Origin of the sequence: Hydrogenovibrio sp., from assembly GCF_965140365.1 — a bacterium.
Classification (GTDB): Bacteria; Pseudomonadota; Gammaproteobacteria; order Thiomicrospirales; family Thiomicrospiraceae; genus Hydrogenovibrio.
In genome coordinates this window covers 302,866-316,679 of sequence record NZ_OZ223196.1, presented here as the reverse complement: position 1 = coordinate 316,679, position 13,814 = coordinate 302,866, and the positions used below count along the sequence as shown (strand labels likewise).

Annotated in this window: 17 protein-coding genes; 3 read left to right on the top strand and 14 right to left on the bottom strand. The window is 47.2% G+C overall.

What is annotated here, in order from left to right:
- Positions 1 to 25: 25 nt before the first annotated feature.
- Positions 26 to 1,414: an MFS transporter gene (locus AC0KH7_RS01530; RefSeq protein WP_472370055.1), complete on the bottom strand. Its 1,389-nt coding sequence runs from the start codon at positions 1,412 to 1,414 to the stop codon at positions 26 to 28.
- A 113-nt stretch (positions 1,415 to 1,527) separates the two neighbouring features.
- Here AC0KH7_RS01530 and AC0KH7_RS01525 point away from each other — a divergent pair, with 113 nt between their 5' ends.
- The 3 genes from AC0KH7_RS01525 to AC0KH7_RS01515 all read left to right on the top strand — a co-directional run bounded on the left by AC0KH7_RS01525 (position 1,528) and on the right by AC0KH7_RS01515 (position 5,997).
- Positions 1,528 to 2,232, top strand: a complete 705-nt coding sequence (locus tag AC0KH7_RS01525) for an SIMPL domain-containing protein (protein ID WP_472370053.1) — start codon at positions 1,528 to 1,530, stop codon at positions 2,230 to 2,232.
- 91 nt (positions 2,233 to 2,323) lie between these two features.
- The gene (gene uvrA / locus AC0KH7_RS01520) at positions 2,324 to 5,155 is read left to right on the top strand and encodes an excinuclease ABC subunit UvrA (RefSeq protein ID WP_472370051.1); all 2,832 of its coding nucleotides are present in this window, start codon (positions 2,324 to 2,326) and stop codon (positions 5,153 to 5,155) included.
- Positions 5,156 to 5,202: 47 nt separating this feature from the next.
- Positions 5,203 to 5,997 carry a DUF2927 domain-containing protein gene (locus tag AC0KH7_RS01515; protein ID WP_472370049.1) on the top strand — a complete coding sequence of 265 codons (795 nt, stop codon included), beginning with the start codon at positions 5,203 to 5,205 and terminating at the stop codon, positions 5,995 to 5,997.
- Here AC0KH7_RS01515 and AC0KH7_RS01510 read toward each other — a convergent pair.
- The 13 genes from AC0KH7_RS01510 to rplF form a co-directional block, all read right to left on the bottom strand.
- Positions 5,994 to 6,707: a tRNA threonylcarbamoyladenosine dehydratase gene (locus AC0KH7_RS01510; protein WP_472370047.1), complete on the bottom strand. Its 714-nt coding sequence runs from the start codon at positions 6,705 to 6,707 to the stop codon at positions 5,994 to 5,996. The genes AC0KH7_RS01515 and AC0KH7_RS01510 overlap by 4 nt on opposite strands.
- A complete protein-coding gene (locus tag AC0KH7_RS01505) occupies positions 6,691 to 7,482 on the bottom strand; it encodes a TatD family hydrolase (protein ID WP_472370045.1) in 792 nt (263 codons plus the stop codon). The genes AC0KH7_RS01510 and AC0KH7_RS01505 overlap by 17 nt, the downstream gene beginning before the upstream one ends.
- Positions 7,483 to 7,511: 29 nt before the next feature.
- Positions 7,512 to 7,901, bottom strand: coding sequence for a 50S ribosomal protein L17 (rplQ, locus tag AC0KH7_RS01500; RefSeq protein WP_472370043.1), 390 nt, complete (start codon positions 7,899 to 7,901; stop codon positions 7,512 to 7,514).
- Between the two features lie 18 nt (positions 7,902 to 7,919).
- Positions 7,920 to 8,909 (bottom strand): DNA-directed RNA polymerase subunit alpha, encoded by a 990-nt coding sequence (locus AC0KH7_RS01495; RefSeq protein WP_472370041.1) that lies wholly within the window; start codon positions 8,907 to 8,909, stop codon positions 7,920 to 7,922.
- Between the two features lie 25 nt (positions 8,910 to 8,934).
- Positions 8,935 to 9,555 (bottom strand): 30S ribosomal protein S4, encoded by a 621-nt coding sequence (rpsD, locus tag AC0KH7_RS01490; RefSeq protein ID WP_472370039.1) that lies wholly within the window; start codon positions 9,553 to 9,555, stop codon positions 8,935 to 8,937.
- A 16-nt stretch (positions 9,556 to 9,571) separates the two neighbouring features.
- The gene (rpsK, locus tag AC0KH7_RS01485; protein ID WP_068647290.1) at positions 9,572 to 9,961 is read right to left on the bottom strand and encodes a 30S ribosomal protein S11; all 390 of its coding nucleotides are present in this window, start codon (positions 9,959 to 9,961) and stop codon (positions 9,572 to 9,574) included.
- Between the two features lie 21 nt (positions 9,962 to 9,982).
- Positions 9,983 to 10,339 carry a 30S ribosomal protein S13 gene (gene rpsM / locus AC0KH7_RS01480; RefSeq protein WP_068647287.1) on the bottom strand — a complete coding sequence of 119 codons (357 nt, stop codon included), beginning with the start codon at positions 10,337 to 10,339 and terminating at the stop codon, positions 9,983 to 9,985.
- Positions 10,340 to 10,438: 99 nt separating this feature from the next.
- A complete protein-coding gene (secY, locus tag AC0KH7_RS01475) occupies positions 10,439 to 11,752 on the bottom strand; it encodes a preprotein translocase subunit SecY (RefSeq protein WP_472370037.1) in 1,314 nt (437 codons plus the stop codon).
- A gap of 2 nt (positions 11,753 to 11,754) precedes the next feature.
- Positions 11,755 to 12,189, bottom strand: a complete 435-nt coding sequence (gene rplO, locus AC0KH7_RS01470) for a 50S ribosomal protein L15 (protein ID WP_472370035.1) — start codon at positions 12,187 to 12,189, stop codon at positions 11,755 to 11,757.
- 1 nt (position 12,190) lies between these two features.
- A complete protein-coding gene (rpmD, locus tag AC0KH7_RS01465) occupies positions 12,191 to 12,379 on the bottom strand; it encodes a 50S ribosomal protein L30 (protein WP_029939593.1) in 189 nt (62 codons plus the stop codon).
- 1 nt (position 12,380) lies between these two features.
- Positions 12,381 to 12,890, bottom strand: a complete 510-nt coding sequence (gene rpsE / locus AC0KH7_RS01460) for a 30S ribosomal protein S5 (protein WP_029939592.1) — start codon at positions 12,888 to 12,890, stop codon at positions 12,381 to 12,383.
- Positions 12,891 to 12,904: 14 nt separating this feature from the next.
- Positions 12,905 to 13,258, bottom strand: coding sequence for a 50S ribosomal protein L18 (gene rplR, locus AC0KH7_RS01455; protein ID WP_068647281.1), 354 nt, complete (start codon positions 13,256 to 13,258; stop codon positions 12,905 to 12,907).
- A gap of 15 nt (positions 13,259 to 13,273) precedes the next feature.
- On the bottom strand, positions 13,274 to 13,807 hold the full coding sequence (gene rplF / locus AC0KH7_RS01450; RefSeq protein WP_472370033.1) for a 50S ribosomal protein L6: 534 nt from the start codon (positions 13,805 to 13,807) through the stop codon (positions 13,274 to 13,276).
- Positions 13,808 to 13,814 lie beyond the last annotated feature (7 nt).

Sequence of the window (13,814 nt, the reverse complement as noted above, 5' to 3'; positions counted from 1 at the left end):
CTGTTTGACGTAAAAAAGATATAACTTACGCAAGGCCTTTTTCCAGATAGCCAATCAAGCCCGCCTCATCCACTTTCGTCCGATCGACCTTAAAATACACTCGCTGCTCGTCAGGCAAAAACACAACTTCGTGAACACCGTCGTAAGCCAATAGTTTTGCCGTATAAGCATCGCGCTCAGCCTCGTTCAACGCACCGGCAAACGGAACCGATGCAATGCTCAGCGGCAACGGCTTCACCATCGTGGCCGCCACCGTAAACCAGACCAATCCCATGCCGGCCGTAAACAGAAACAAACCATCGGCGCCATAGGTTTGGTAAAACCACCCACCCAAAGCACCGCCGCAGGCCGCGCCTAAAAACTGACTACTGGAATAAACACCGCTGGCCGTGCCTTTCTTATCCGCGGGCGACAACTTGACCACTAAAGACGGCAAACTGGCTTCCAATAAGTTAAACGCGGTAAAGAACACCAGCAGAATCACGAACATCGACCAAAAACCTTCTGCGCCATACAGCAATGCCAACTGCATCAGACTCACCGTCAGCACCGCGCCGACAAAAATCGGTTTCATTCGTCCTTTGGATTCCGCCTGAATGATAAACGGTACCATAAAGGCGAACGACAGCAACATCACCGGCAAATACAATTCCCAATGATGCAATGAGTCCAACCCGGCCGTATCGCGAATCAAGAATGGCACGGCAATAAACATCGCCGTCAAAATCGCATGCAGGACAAACACCCCGATATCCAATCGCAGCAATTGCGGGTTTTTGATCACATCTTTAAATTGGCTCGGGTCGGCCTCGGCTTCCCGCTGAAAGGTTTGGTTGGAAATTTTCGGCACCATAAATATGACCAACAGAACCCCCAAAATAGCCAGGCCTGCAATCACCCAAAAAATGCCTCGCACGCCAAACAATTCGCCTAACATTGGACCGGCCACCAGAGATACCGTAAACGACAAACCAATGGTTATGCCAACAATCGACATGGCGCGCAACCGGAATTGCTCCGATACTAAATCTGCCACCGTCGCCATCAGAACCGCCGCCACAGCACCCATCCCCTGAAGCGCTCGCCCGACAATCATCATTTCAATGGAATCGGCCAAAGCACACACGATTGACCCAACCATAAACACCAACATGCCGAGAATAATGAGTGGTTTACGACCGAAACGGTCCGACAGCATGCCATATGGAATCTGCAACAACGCCTGTGTTAAGCCGTAAATCCCCATCGCGATCCCGATTTGGGTCGCGGTCACACCTTCAAATTCCTCGTGCGCAAATAAAGCAAACACCGGAAAAATCATAAACAGACCCAGCATCCGGGTGGAGAAAATTCCCGCAACGGAAAAAGCGGCACGCCTTTCCGTCGGGCCCATGCGACGGCTCATTTCAGACATTTATGGTATCCTGTCATTGTTGTTTCGGTGCGGCCATCCCGACCGTTCCATGGATTTCAAAAAATTGCCCGCATTATAGCACTGTTCCACTTAACGGAAAAAGGAGCCTCAATATGAATTCAATACTTTCGATTTTGTTGGTCGCCACCCTTATCGTTTCCAGCCAGGCCTGGGCGGATGAGGATAATAACCGGTTTAACCGAATCAGCTTTGCCGAAACCGTTTCAGAAACGGTCAGCAACGACCAAGTCACCGTCCACTTTCTGGCCCGAGCACAAAACCAGGACCCGGACACGGTTGCCCGAGAAATTAACCAGAAAATGGAACAAGCCAAACGGATACTTGACCGCACCTCTGGCCTCCAAATCCAAACCGGCAATTACCGGATTCACCCGGTCTATGACAAAAACCGGAAAATTCAAGACTGGCAAGGTCAGCAATCCCTGAGCATCGAAACCCAAAACACACCAGGCCTGGCCGAAATTCTGGCGGATCTGCAAACCCTATTGAACTACAACGGCATGCAGTTTTCGGTGTCTCGCCAACAAACAGAACACGTTATGAGCCGGCTACTTAAACGCGGCATTCAGGCCTATCGCGACAAGGCCAAACAAATTGCCCGCGCCTTCGGAAAAGAGGCCTTCAACATCACCGAAACTCACATCGAAAATACAATGCCGCCCGTCCTTTACCGCCAACCACGCGCCCTGGCGATGACCGCCATGAAAGCCGAATCGGCACCCGTAATGGAAGCCGGCCAAAGTGACATCCGCCTCACCATCTCCGGCGTGGTCACAATCCGTAACGACACGTTTTAAAGAGGTTTTTCCAACCTCACAAAAGGGTGTCAGCATGTGAAATTTGCTATAATGCTTCCTTTGCTTTGATTCAACGGCAGGCGGGTTTTACATGCTAGAAGAGATTATCGTTCGTGGCGCACGCACGCACAATTTAAAAAACATCGACATTGCGCTTCCCAGAGACAAGCTGATTGTCATCACCGGCCTGTCCGGCTCCGGGAAATCGTCTCTGGCGTTCGACACCATTTACGCCGAAGGCCAGCGCCGTTATGTGGAATCCCTGTCCGCTTACGCCCGCCAATTTTTATCGGTGATGGAAAAACCGGACATAGACCATATCGAAGGCCTGTCGCCTGCCATTTCCATCGAACAAAAGTCCACGTCGCATAACCCGCGCTCCACCGTCGGTACCGTCACCGAAATTTATGACTATCTGCGCTTGCTCTATGCCCGTGCCGGCACCCCGCGTTGCCCCACTCACCACTGTGACTTAGTGGCGCAAACGGTCAGCCAAATGGTTGACCACACACTGGAATTGCCCGAAGGCAGTAAATGCTTGCTGGTTGCTCCGGTAGTACGCGGCAAAAAAGGCTCCCACCAAAACCTGTTGGACGAGCTGCAAGCGCAAGGCTATGTTCGAGCCCGTATCGACGGCAAACTCTTAGAGCTTGGCGGCGGCATCGAACTGGATAAAAAATTCAAACACGACATTGAAGTGGTGGTCGACCGCTTCAAAATCCGCCCGGACATCAAACAACGCTTGGCGGAATCCTTTGAAACCGCGTTGCACCTCGCCGACGGCATTGCGCAAGTACTTCCCATGGAGGAAAGCGACGATTTTCAGCTATTGTTTTCGGAACGGTTTTCCTGCCCACACTGCGGCTATTCTGTACCGGAACTGGAACCGCGCATTTTTTCATTCAATAATCCGCACGGTGCCTGCCCGACCTGTGACGGCCTAGGGGTCAAACAAACCTTCGACCCGGCTCGCGTCATTATGCATCCGGATTTAAGCCTGGCCGGCGGCGCGATTCGTGGCTGGGATCGCCGCCACAAGTACTATTACGACATCCTCAAGGCCGTCGCCGACCACTATGCCTTTGATGTGGAAACCCCTTGGACCGAACTGGATAAAAAACATCAAGACATCATCCTCTATGGTTCCGGCAAAGAAAAACTGCCACTGCCTCACGGCCGTTATTCGGACACACGCCGCTTTGAAGGCGTGATACCAAACATGGAACGCCGTTACGCCGAAACCGACAGCAAGGCCGTGCGCGATGAACTGGAGCGGTTCCGCGTATCGCACTTATGCAGCAGCTGCCACGGCACCCGTCTCAACGAAGCAGCGCGAAATGTATTCGTCGCTGAAAAAACGTTACCCGAACTGACTGAACAACCCATTGGCGACCTGCACACTTTCTTCACGGATCTAGAACTGGACGGCACCAAAGGTCAGATTGCCGAAAAAATCATTAAAGAAGTCCATGACCGATTATCTTTTTTGGTCAATGTCGGCCTCAACTACCTGACATTGAACCGAAGTGCTGACACCTTATCCGGTGGCGAAGCTCAGCGCATCCGTCTCGCCAGTCAGATTGGCGCCGGATTGGTCGGCGTCATGTATGTTCTGGACGAGCCATCCATCGGGCTACACCAGCGCGACAACGACCGCTTATTGAATACCCTGAACCATCTACGCGACCTGGGCAACACCGTCATCGTGGTCGAACATGATGAAGATGCCATCCGAGCCGCCGATTATGTGTTAGACATCGGTCCAGGTGCCGGAGTACATGGCGGCCGAGTCATGGCACAAGGAACGCCTGACGATATCATGGCGACCAAAGCCTCACTGACCGGACAATATCTCACCGGTGAACGCGCCATTCACATTCCGGAAAAACGTCTGCCGCGCACTAAAAGCAAAACCCTGAAAATTCAGGGCGCATCCGGCAACAATTTAAAAAACGTTGATTTGGACATTCCAGCCGGTTTATTAACGTGCATCACAGGGGTGTCGGGTTCCGGAAAATCGACTTTAATCAACGAAACCCTATACAAAATTACCGCGAATCAACTGAATAAAGCCTCGCTGGAACCCGCCACTTATGAAAAAGTTTCGGGCCTGGAACATTTTGACAAGGTCGTTAACATTGATCAAAGCCCAATCGGCCGCACCCCACGCTCCAATCCGGCCACCTACACCGGTCTTTTCACCCCGATTCGCGAGCTGCTGGCGGCGACACCCGAAGCACGAACGCGCGGCTATACCCCAGGACGTTTCAGCTTCAATGTTAAAGGCGGTCGCTGCGAAGCTTGCCAAGGCGATGGGGTTTTAAAAGTGGAAATGCATTTTTTACCCGATGTGTATGTGGCCTGCGACGTCTGCCAAGGTGCGCGTTATAACCGTGAAACCCTGCAGGTGGAATACAAAGGTAAAAACATTCATGAGATTCTGGAAATGACCGTAGAAGATGCTCGCGCCTTTTTTGACGCCATTCCCGTCATTGCGCGTAAACTGCAAATGCTGATGGAAGTCGGACTCGGCTACATCAAGCTAGGACAAAGCGCCACCACGCTTTCCGGCGGCGAAGCACAACGGGTGAAACTGGCGAAAGAACTCTCGAAACGCGATACCGGCAATACACTCTATATTTTGGACGAGCCAACAACCGGTTTGCATTTCCACGACATTGAGCTATTATTAAAAGTCATTCAGAATTTACGCGACCAGGGCAATACCATTGTGATTATCGAGCACAACCTGGACGTAATTAAAACAGCGGACTGGATTGTTGACCTCGGCCCAGAAGGCGGTTCCGGCGGCGGCGAAATCATCGCCATCGGTACACCGGAAGACGTAGCGAAAAACAAACAGTCATACACCGGCCACTACTTGAATAAAATATTGGAAAGCGGCCGAAGCAAAAACGGATAAACCACCAGGCCTGGTGGTTTTCGGCTTCCCCTGAGAGGGCTAAACCCATGCTTAACACAGCACTACGAAACATCTGGATCGGGCTTGCGCTCTTCTCGACAACGCTAATGGTTTCGGCAAGCAGTCTAACCAATGATTGGCAATCACCAGCGTACATTCAAAAAGCGTTTTCGGAGATTGCCTTGAAAAATGAATACCGGAAAACAGATGGTCGAGTCATCAAATGGCAGAAACCCATTTATTTCGAATACCAATATTATTTTCTTCCGAAAAACGACTTAGTCACACGCATGACCGATGCGCACTTAGACCAACTGAAAGAAATCACAAATCATAAAATCCAAAGCAGCGATCCTACCCACCCGGCCAACTTCAAAATTATTTTCACCAAAGACCGTTACTATCAAATGGCCATCGACACCTTTGCCCCTTCGGATGTGAAAAACTTATCTCGAGAAAGCCATTGCATGGGAACATACCATTTAAACAAACAGCATGAAATTGTGCATGCTGCCATTATCATTCCAGTGGACCACGCTATGAGCCGCGGCTTACTACCTGCATGCATTGTAGAAGAAGCCACACAGGTGATGGGGCTTCCGAATGATTCCGATTGGGTTAACCCAAGCATTGCCAATGACAAAAGCCGCATTGACCTATTAACCGGATTGGATTATATGCTACTGAAGCTACTGTACTCACCTGAAATTAAAGCCGGAATGAATCAAAATGACATTCAACCCATTATTCATCGAGAGCTGCAATTTTATCAACGTAATGGCTTGATACGCAGGGCGGGACACTTAGTCAACAAGTCCGGTTTGTACCCGCTTTTGAACTAAACCGCCAAATCCTGAATGACGATACCGGACAACATCAAACCGAAGATGCCCGGCATGTAACTGGCCGTTCCATTGACAACACGACCGCGCGCGCCCTCAATTTCTTCCATTGGGCCAGGCTCTTTCGGCAGCTCGGTGGAAAACACCACCCTAACCCCTTTATGAATGCCTTGTTTTTTTAGGCGTTGACGCATATTGCGCGCCAGGCCACAGGTATGGGTTTTCGACAAGTCGGTGATTTGGATTTTGGACGGGTCAATACGCCGTCCGGCCCCCATACTCGACACCACGTTAAACCCTTTTTGAAAGGCGGTGGCGACTAAAGCGACCTTACAATTCAAACTGTCAATCGCATCCACGACATAATCAAAGTCATTTTCAAGTAAAGAGTCCATATCTTCGGGTTTCAAAAACTGCTCAATAACCGTCACTTCGCAGTTCGGATTAATGTCTTGAATCCGGGCTTTCATTGCCATGGCCTTATTTTGTCCTTGGGTGGATCGCAAGGCAATAATTTGCCGATTCAAATTCGATGGCGAGACCTGGTCATGATCAACAATGGTGAGCCGCCCCACTCCGGCCCGAGCCAGCGCTTCCACGACAAAGCCGCCGACACCGCCTACTCCGGCCACCAAGACATGACTTTGTTGAAGGCGCTCAATGCCATCATCATCAAAAACCAACCGACTTCTTTCAAACAGGGCTTCCATTTTTATCCTTTAAAAATAATCGTTTTGCATTTTCACAGGTTGCCGTAATCACCTCTTCCGGTGAAACCTGTAATAACTCTGCTATTTTAATCGATAGAGCATCAAGGCCAGACAAAGGATTACCCTGCGGTAAATTCATGCCAAAAGGCGCATCAGACTCTAAAACCAACGATTTTAGCCCAACCGCCTGCACCATTTCATGGTATCGACGCGCATTGTCATTTAGCAAAACAGAATTCACCCCAATGAACTGACCAGCTTCGACAAACTGTTCGGCCATCTTCGCCCCTCCGGAAAATCCATGCATAACACCAGCTACCGTTAATGAACGTAAGTGACGAAGCATTAAATTAAAGGCTTTCGTACAATGAATTGAAACCGGCAATTGAAAGGTTTCGGCTAGGCCCAGCTGATGTTCAAACACCGCCTCTTGCCAAGCCATCTCCACACGCCCTTTTCCCTTATCAAGCCCAATCTCTCCGATCGCGGACAAATGGCCACGATGCGTTTTTAAAAACGCATCCAGCTCAAACAATTGTTGCTTGTAATCCGGCGTAATAAACCATGGGTGCAAACCAACAGCAGAAAAGATTTGAGGGTGTTTAAGGCTGAGTTCGACTGTTTTGAGAAAATCAGAAGAAGACGTGGCGACACTGAGAAAATAGTGTGCGTGTGTAGGGTTTTCGAATGAACTAGGCCGCAAGCTGGTTGCGAGCAGGTCATCTGAAAAAAAATCATCTGCCAGATGACAGTGTGTATCAAAAAAGCAGGACATAAAAAAGCCAGCTTACGCTGGCTTACGACTTAGTCTTCAGAGGAGTCGGCTTCGGCCCCTTCAGGGCGGTCAACCAATTCCACATAGGCCATCGGCGCATTGTCGCCTGGACGGAAGCCGCATTTCAAAATGCGAATATACCCACCAGGACGAGACTCATAGCGAGGACCCAATTCTGAAAAGAGTTTACCTACGGCAGCTTTATCACGCAAACGTGAAAAAGCAACGCGACGGTTATGAACGCTGTCTTGCTTGGCCAATGTGATTAACGGCTCAGCAACACCACGCAATTCTTTCGCTTTAGCCACTGTCGTTTTGATCACTTCATGTTCGATCAAAGACGCAGACATGTTTCTGAACATCGCTTTACGATGCGAGCTATTACGATTTAATTTACGACCACTTTTACGATGACGCATGGTAGCTTTCCTTTAAAATTATGCTGACTCTTTACTCACCAGGCTTGATGGCGGCCAGTTTTCAAGTTTTGTACCCAAACCAAGACCTCTTTGTGCAAGCACGTCTTTGATTTCTTGTAACGATTTTTTACCCAAGTTTGGTGTTTTTAACAAGCTGGATTCGGCACGCTGAACCAAATCACCAATGTAATAGATTTGCTCGGCTTTTAGACAGTTCGCAGAACGGACCGTCAATTCCAAATCATCGACAGGTTGCAAGAAAATCGGATCAAACTCATTTTCTTCTTCTTCCTGTACGACAATCTCTTTGTGTTTCAAATCAACAAAGGCAATCAACTGATAATGCAAGACAGTGGCGGCTTGTTTGATCGCGTCTTCTGGATCTAAAGTACCATCAGTCACTACATTCAAAATCAGTTTATCCAAATCGGTGCGCTGTTCAACACGAGCATTCTGAACTTCGTAGCTAACGGTTTTGACAGGGCTGAAACTTGCGTCCAGCTTCAAAACACCAATATTAGCCGATTCAGAATCGTCAGTTTGAACTGAAGCACGATAACCAATTCCTTTTTCCACTTTCAATTTCATTGAAAGTTCCGCACCTTCACTCAAGTGAGCAATGATCAAGTCTGGGTTCATGATTTCTGAATCGTGATTCAGCTGAATATCACCTGCCGTTACAACGGCTGGACCTTTTTTCGATAAGGTCAACTCGGCTTCAGAGGTTTCATTTAATTTAATGGCAACCTCTTTCAGGTTCAGCAAGATTTCCAAAACATCTTCGCGAACACCTTCGATAGCTGAATATTCGTGTAGTACACCATCAATCTGAGCTTCAACAATCGCCGCACCCGGCATTGAAGATAATAAGATTCTTCTTAAAGCATTCCCTAGAGTATGCCCAAAACCACGCTCTAGAGGCTCAAGAGTTACACGGCTATTAAAACCGCTCACTGTTTTAATATCTACTAAACGTGGAGTTAGTAGCTGCTCTAACATCTCTTGCATTAGAAGTTATCTCCGTTTCAAAGGGTTACTTAGAGTAAAGCTCGACAATTAGATTTTCTGAAATATCAGCAGATAAATCTGAACGATCAGGTACAGACTTGAATACACCTTCAAATTTGGAAGGATCAACTTCTACCCAACTTACATTGCCAGCTTGATTGCTCAACTCAAGTGCAGTTGCAATACGAGATTGGTTGCGAGACTTTTCTCTAATGCTAACAACGTCACCAGCAGACACTTCATAAGAAGGAATGTTGACCGCTTGCCCGTTTACTTGAATCGCTTTATGCGAAACCAACTGTCTTGCTTCTGCACGAGTCGAAGCAAACCCCATACGGTAAACGACGTTGTCCAATCTGCTCTCTAGCAATTGCAGAAGGTTCACACCCGTTGACCCTTTACGACGGTCGGCTTCTTTATAGTACAAACGGAACTTCTTTTCCAGAACTCCGTAAATACGACGAACTTTTTGTTTTTCTCTTAACTGTAAACCATATTCCGTCACACGCTTACGGCCGGCACCATGCTGACCTGGCAACTGATCGATTTTACATTTTGATTCGATGCTACGAACACCGCTTTTCAAAAATAGATCCGTTCCTTCACGACGTGATAGTTTACATTTTGGACCAATATATCTAGCCATCTTCTACCTCTGAATATTAAACGCGACGTTTTTTAGGCGGACGGCAACCGTTATGCGGGATTGGTGTCACATCGGCAATCGATGTAATTTTAAAACCAACACTGTTCAATCCTCTAACAGCTGAATCACGGCCGGGTCCAGGACCTTTAACCATAACATCCATATTTTTAACACCATATTCCGTAGCCATTTGGCCAGCACGTTCTGCGGCTACCTGAGCTGCAAAAGGTGTACTTTTACGTGAACCACGGAACCCACTTCCACCGGAAGTTGCCCAGCAAAGTGCATTACCTTGGCGATCCGTAATCGTCACGATGGTGTTATTAAAAGTAGCGTGAACATGCGCAACGGCGTCCGTTACAACTTGTTTTGCTTTCTTCTTAACACGTGAATTTGCTTTTGCCATATCTAATCTCTAAATTTATGCTTAACGCTTAATAGGCTTTTTAGGGCCTTTACGAGTGCGAGCATTATTTTTGGTACGTTGTCCTCGCAAAGGAAGACTTCTACGGTGACGAATTCCTCTATAGCAACCCATATCCATCAAACGTTTGATGTTCATGGTTACATCACGACGAAGATCACCTTCAATTTTGTACTTAGTCACTTCGGAACGAAGTGCTTCTAACTGTTCTTCAGTTAGTTCACGAACTTTCGTTGTTGGATCAATTTTCGTGCTCGCACAAATAGTTTGCGCTGTTGTCTGTCCAACACCGTAGATCGATCTCAATCCAATAACGACATGTTTGTTAACTGGAATGTTTACGCCGGCAATACGAGCCATTTTGCGCTCCTTAACTATCCATCTACCGAAAAACGAGCGATTATACTCATTTCCAGGATTAATTACTAGTAGTAATCTTAATTTTTAGCCAATTAAGAATTACCGCCCTTTTAAGTTAGCTTTTCTCATCATACTTTCGTATTGACCTGATTGCATGTGCGCTTGAATATTCGTCATGAAATCCATAACCACAATTACAATAATCAGCAACGATGTTCCACCAAAATAAAAAGGAACATTCCAATACAAAATTAAAAATTCAGGCAACAAACAAACCAGCGTGATGTAAATAGCACCTGCTAGTGTCAGTCGACTCATGATCGTATCAATACGACGAGCTGTTTGTTGACCCGGTCTGATTCCTGGGATATAAGCCCCTGACTTTCTCAAGTTGTCAGCCGTTTCGTTCGGATTAAAAACGATCGCCGTATAGAAAAAGCAGAAGAAAATAATGGCCATTGCATAGAACAGGATATACAAAGGCTGGCCAGGAGACATTGTCGTTGCGATGTCTTTCAGCCAACCCATGTTCTCTGCTGTTCCAAACCAACCACCAAGCGTTGCAGGAAACAGAATAATACTCGATGCAAAGATGGGCGGAATCACACCTGCCATGTTTAGCTTCAACGGCAAATGGCCTTCTTGCCCACCATACATTTTGCGGCCTCTCATTCGCTGAGCATAATGAATTGGGATACGTCTCTGCCCTCTTTCAACGAATACAACAAACGCAATCACCAAGAACACCAGTGCCAACAGAACAAAGGCAGTAATGGCATGCATCGCGCCTGTATTCACCTGCTCAAAGGTTCCACCCAAGGCTGAAGGTAATCCGGCAACGATACCGGCAAAGATAATCAACGAAATACCATTCCCTATGCCGCGCTCGGTGATTTGCTCACCCAGCCACATCAAAAAGATGGTACCGCTGACCAAGGTCGCCACCGCAATAACTTTAAACAAAAAGCCTGGATCAACCACGACAGACATCCCATTGATATTCTGGGATTCCAAGGCAATCGCAACACCCAACGCTTGGAAAGTTGCTAACACAACGGTTCCATAGCGAGTGTATTGTGTGATTTTTCGTCTTCCTGCTTCACCGTCTTTTTTCAACTGCTCCAACGTTGGAGAAACAACGGTCAGCAGTTGCATAATGATCGATGCGGAAATATAAGGCATGATTCCGAGAGCCAGAATGGACAGTCGCTCTAAAGCCCCACCCGAGAACATGTTAAACATGTCTAGGATCGTGCCCTTCTGCTGCTCAAACATGGCAGCCAGCGCAACTGGATCAATCAAAGGAACCGGAATATGAGTCCCCAAACGATAAACGATGAGGGCTCCCAAGACAAAAAAGATTTTTTGACTTAGACCACTTGTACCTGAATTTTCAATTGACTGACTTTTCATAATCAAGCTTCTACTGATCCGCCAGCCGCTTCAATAGCGGCTTTTGCACCAGCGGTTACTTTCAAACCTGAAAGTTTAACAGCCTTAGTCAACTCACCGCTATTAATCACTTTTACCGACTTAATCTTTTCAGAAACTAAATCGGCTGCTTTTAATGCTTGCAAATCGATCACATCTGAATCCACCGAAGACAGTGTATCCAAACGAATTTCAGCCGTAAAAGCGGCTTGTCTAGAGGTAAAGCCGATTTTTGGTAAGCGACGCTGCAAAGGCATTTGACCACCTTCGAAACCAATCTTCGGCATACCACCGGAGCGTGATTTTTGACCTTTATGTCCGCGCCCAGCCATTTTCCCGTTTCCGGAACCTTGACCACGACCTTTACGCTTAGCAAGTTTCTTTTCGCCTTCAGCTGGCTTTAAAGTATTTAAATGCATATTATGCTTCCTCTACTTTAAGCAAATAGGAAACTTTATTGATCATCCCTCTGTTTTCAGGGGTATCAACAACCGCTACAGTTTGGTGCATTTTTCGCAATCCTAGGCCTGCTACACAAGCTTTATGCGCAGGCAGTCGTCCGATTGTGCTTTTAACCAAAGTAACATTGACTAATTTCTTATCTGACATTTTATTCACCTAAAATTTCTTCGACGGACTTACCGCGCTTGGCCGCAATTGATTCCGGGCTACTCATTCCAGTCAAAGCATTAACAGTCGAACGTACAACGTTAACTGGTCGTGTCGTTCCAACGCATTTTGCCAATACGTCTTTCACTCCCGCCGCTTCTAAAACAGCACGCATTGCGCCACCGGCGATAATCCCAGTACCGTCAGATGCCGGCAATAACACGATATTGGCCGCACCTTGCTTGAAGTTGATCGGATACTGCAATGTACCGCCATTCAGGTGGACATCTTTCATGTTACGGCGCGCTTTTTCCATTGCCTTCTTAATTGCAACTGGAACCTCGTTTGCCTTACCACTTCCGTAGCCAACACGACCTTCACCGTCACCAACAACCGTTAGTGCTGAAAAACCGAAGACACGCCCACCTTTTACAACTTTTGCAACTCGGCGAACTGAAACCAGTTTCTCAATAAGTCCGTCTTGACCTTCTTGTAATTCTTTTGAAGACATTGTTATCCCTTCTTTTAAAACTGAAGACCGTTTTCTCGAGCAGAATCTGCTAGAACTTGAACACGACCATGATATTTAAAACCAGAACGGTCAAATGCAACAGACTCAATGCCCGCAGCCTTAGCTTTTTCCGCTATTGACTTACCAACAAGCTTCGCTGCATCTTTGTTTCCACCAAAGGCAACTTGCTTTTTAATTTCTGCTTGGACTGTAGAGCTTGACGCAACAACAGATGAACCATCTGATGAAATGATCTGAGCATAAATATGCTTAGGAGTTCTGTGCACACAAAGGCGTGCTCTATCCTGTGAAGCCAATTTTGCTCGCGTTTTTTTCGCTCTACGAAGTCGGGTAGCTTTCTTATCCATTTATAATCCCAACCTTTATTTCTTCTTAGCTTCTTTGCGCAAGATATATTCATCCGCATATTTAACACCTTTACCTTTATAAGGCTCGGGTGGGCGATAGCCGCGGATTTCGGCAGCAACTTGTCCTACAACTTGCTTATCTGCACCTTTAACTACGATTTCAGTTTGGCTTGGTGTCTCAACAGTAATACCTTCTGGCAACTCATGATTAACCGGGTGAGAAAAACCAAGCGTTAGGTTTAAAACCTTTCCTTGAGCTTGTGCACGGTAACCAACACCAACTAACTGAAGCTTTTTCTCAAAGCCTTCAGAGACACCAACAACCATATTGTTGATAATGGATCTAACCGTTCCGGCTTGAGCCCATGCATTTTTACTATTGCTCTTAGGAGCAACGGTCACTACACCATCTTCCAATGAAATCGTCACAACAGGGTTAAAAGAGTTCGAAAGCGCTCCCTTCGAACCTTTGACCGACACGTCGGACCCCTTTACAGACACTTCAACACCAGATGGCAGAGTGATAGGAGACTTTGCAATTCTAGACATTGTGATC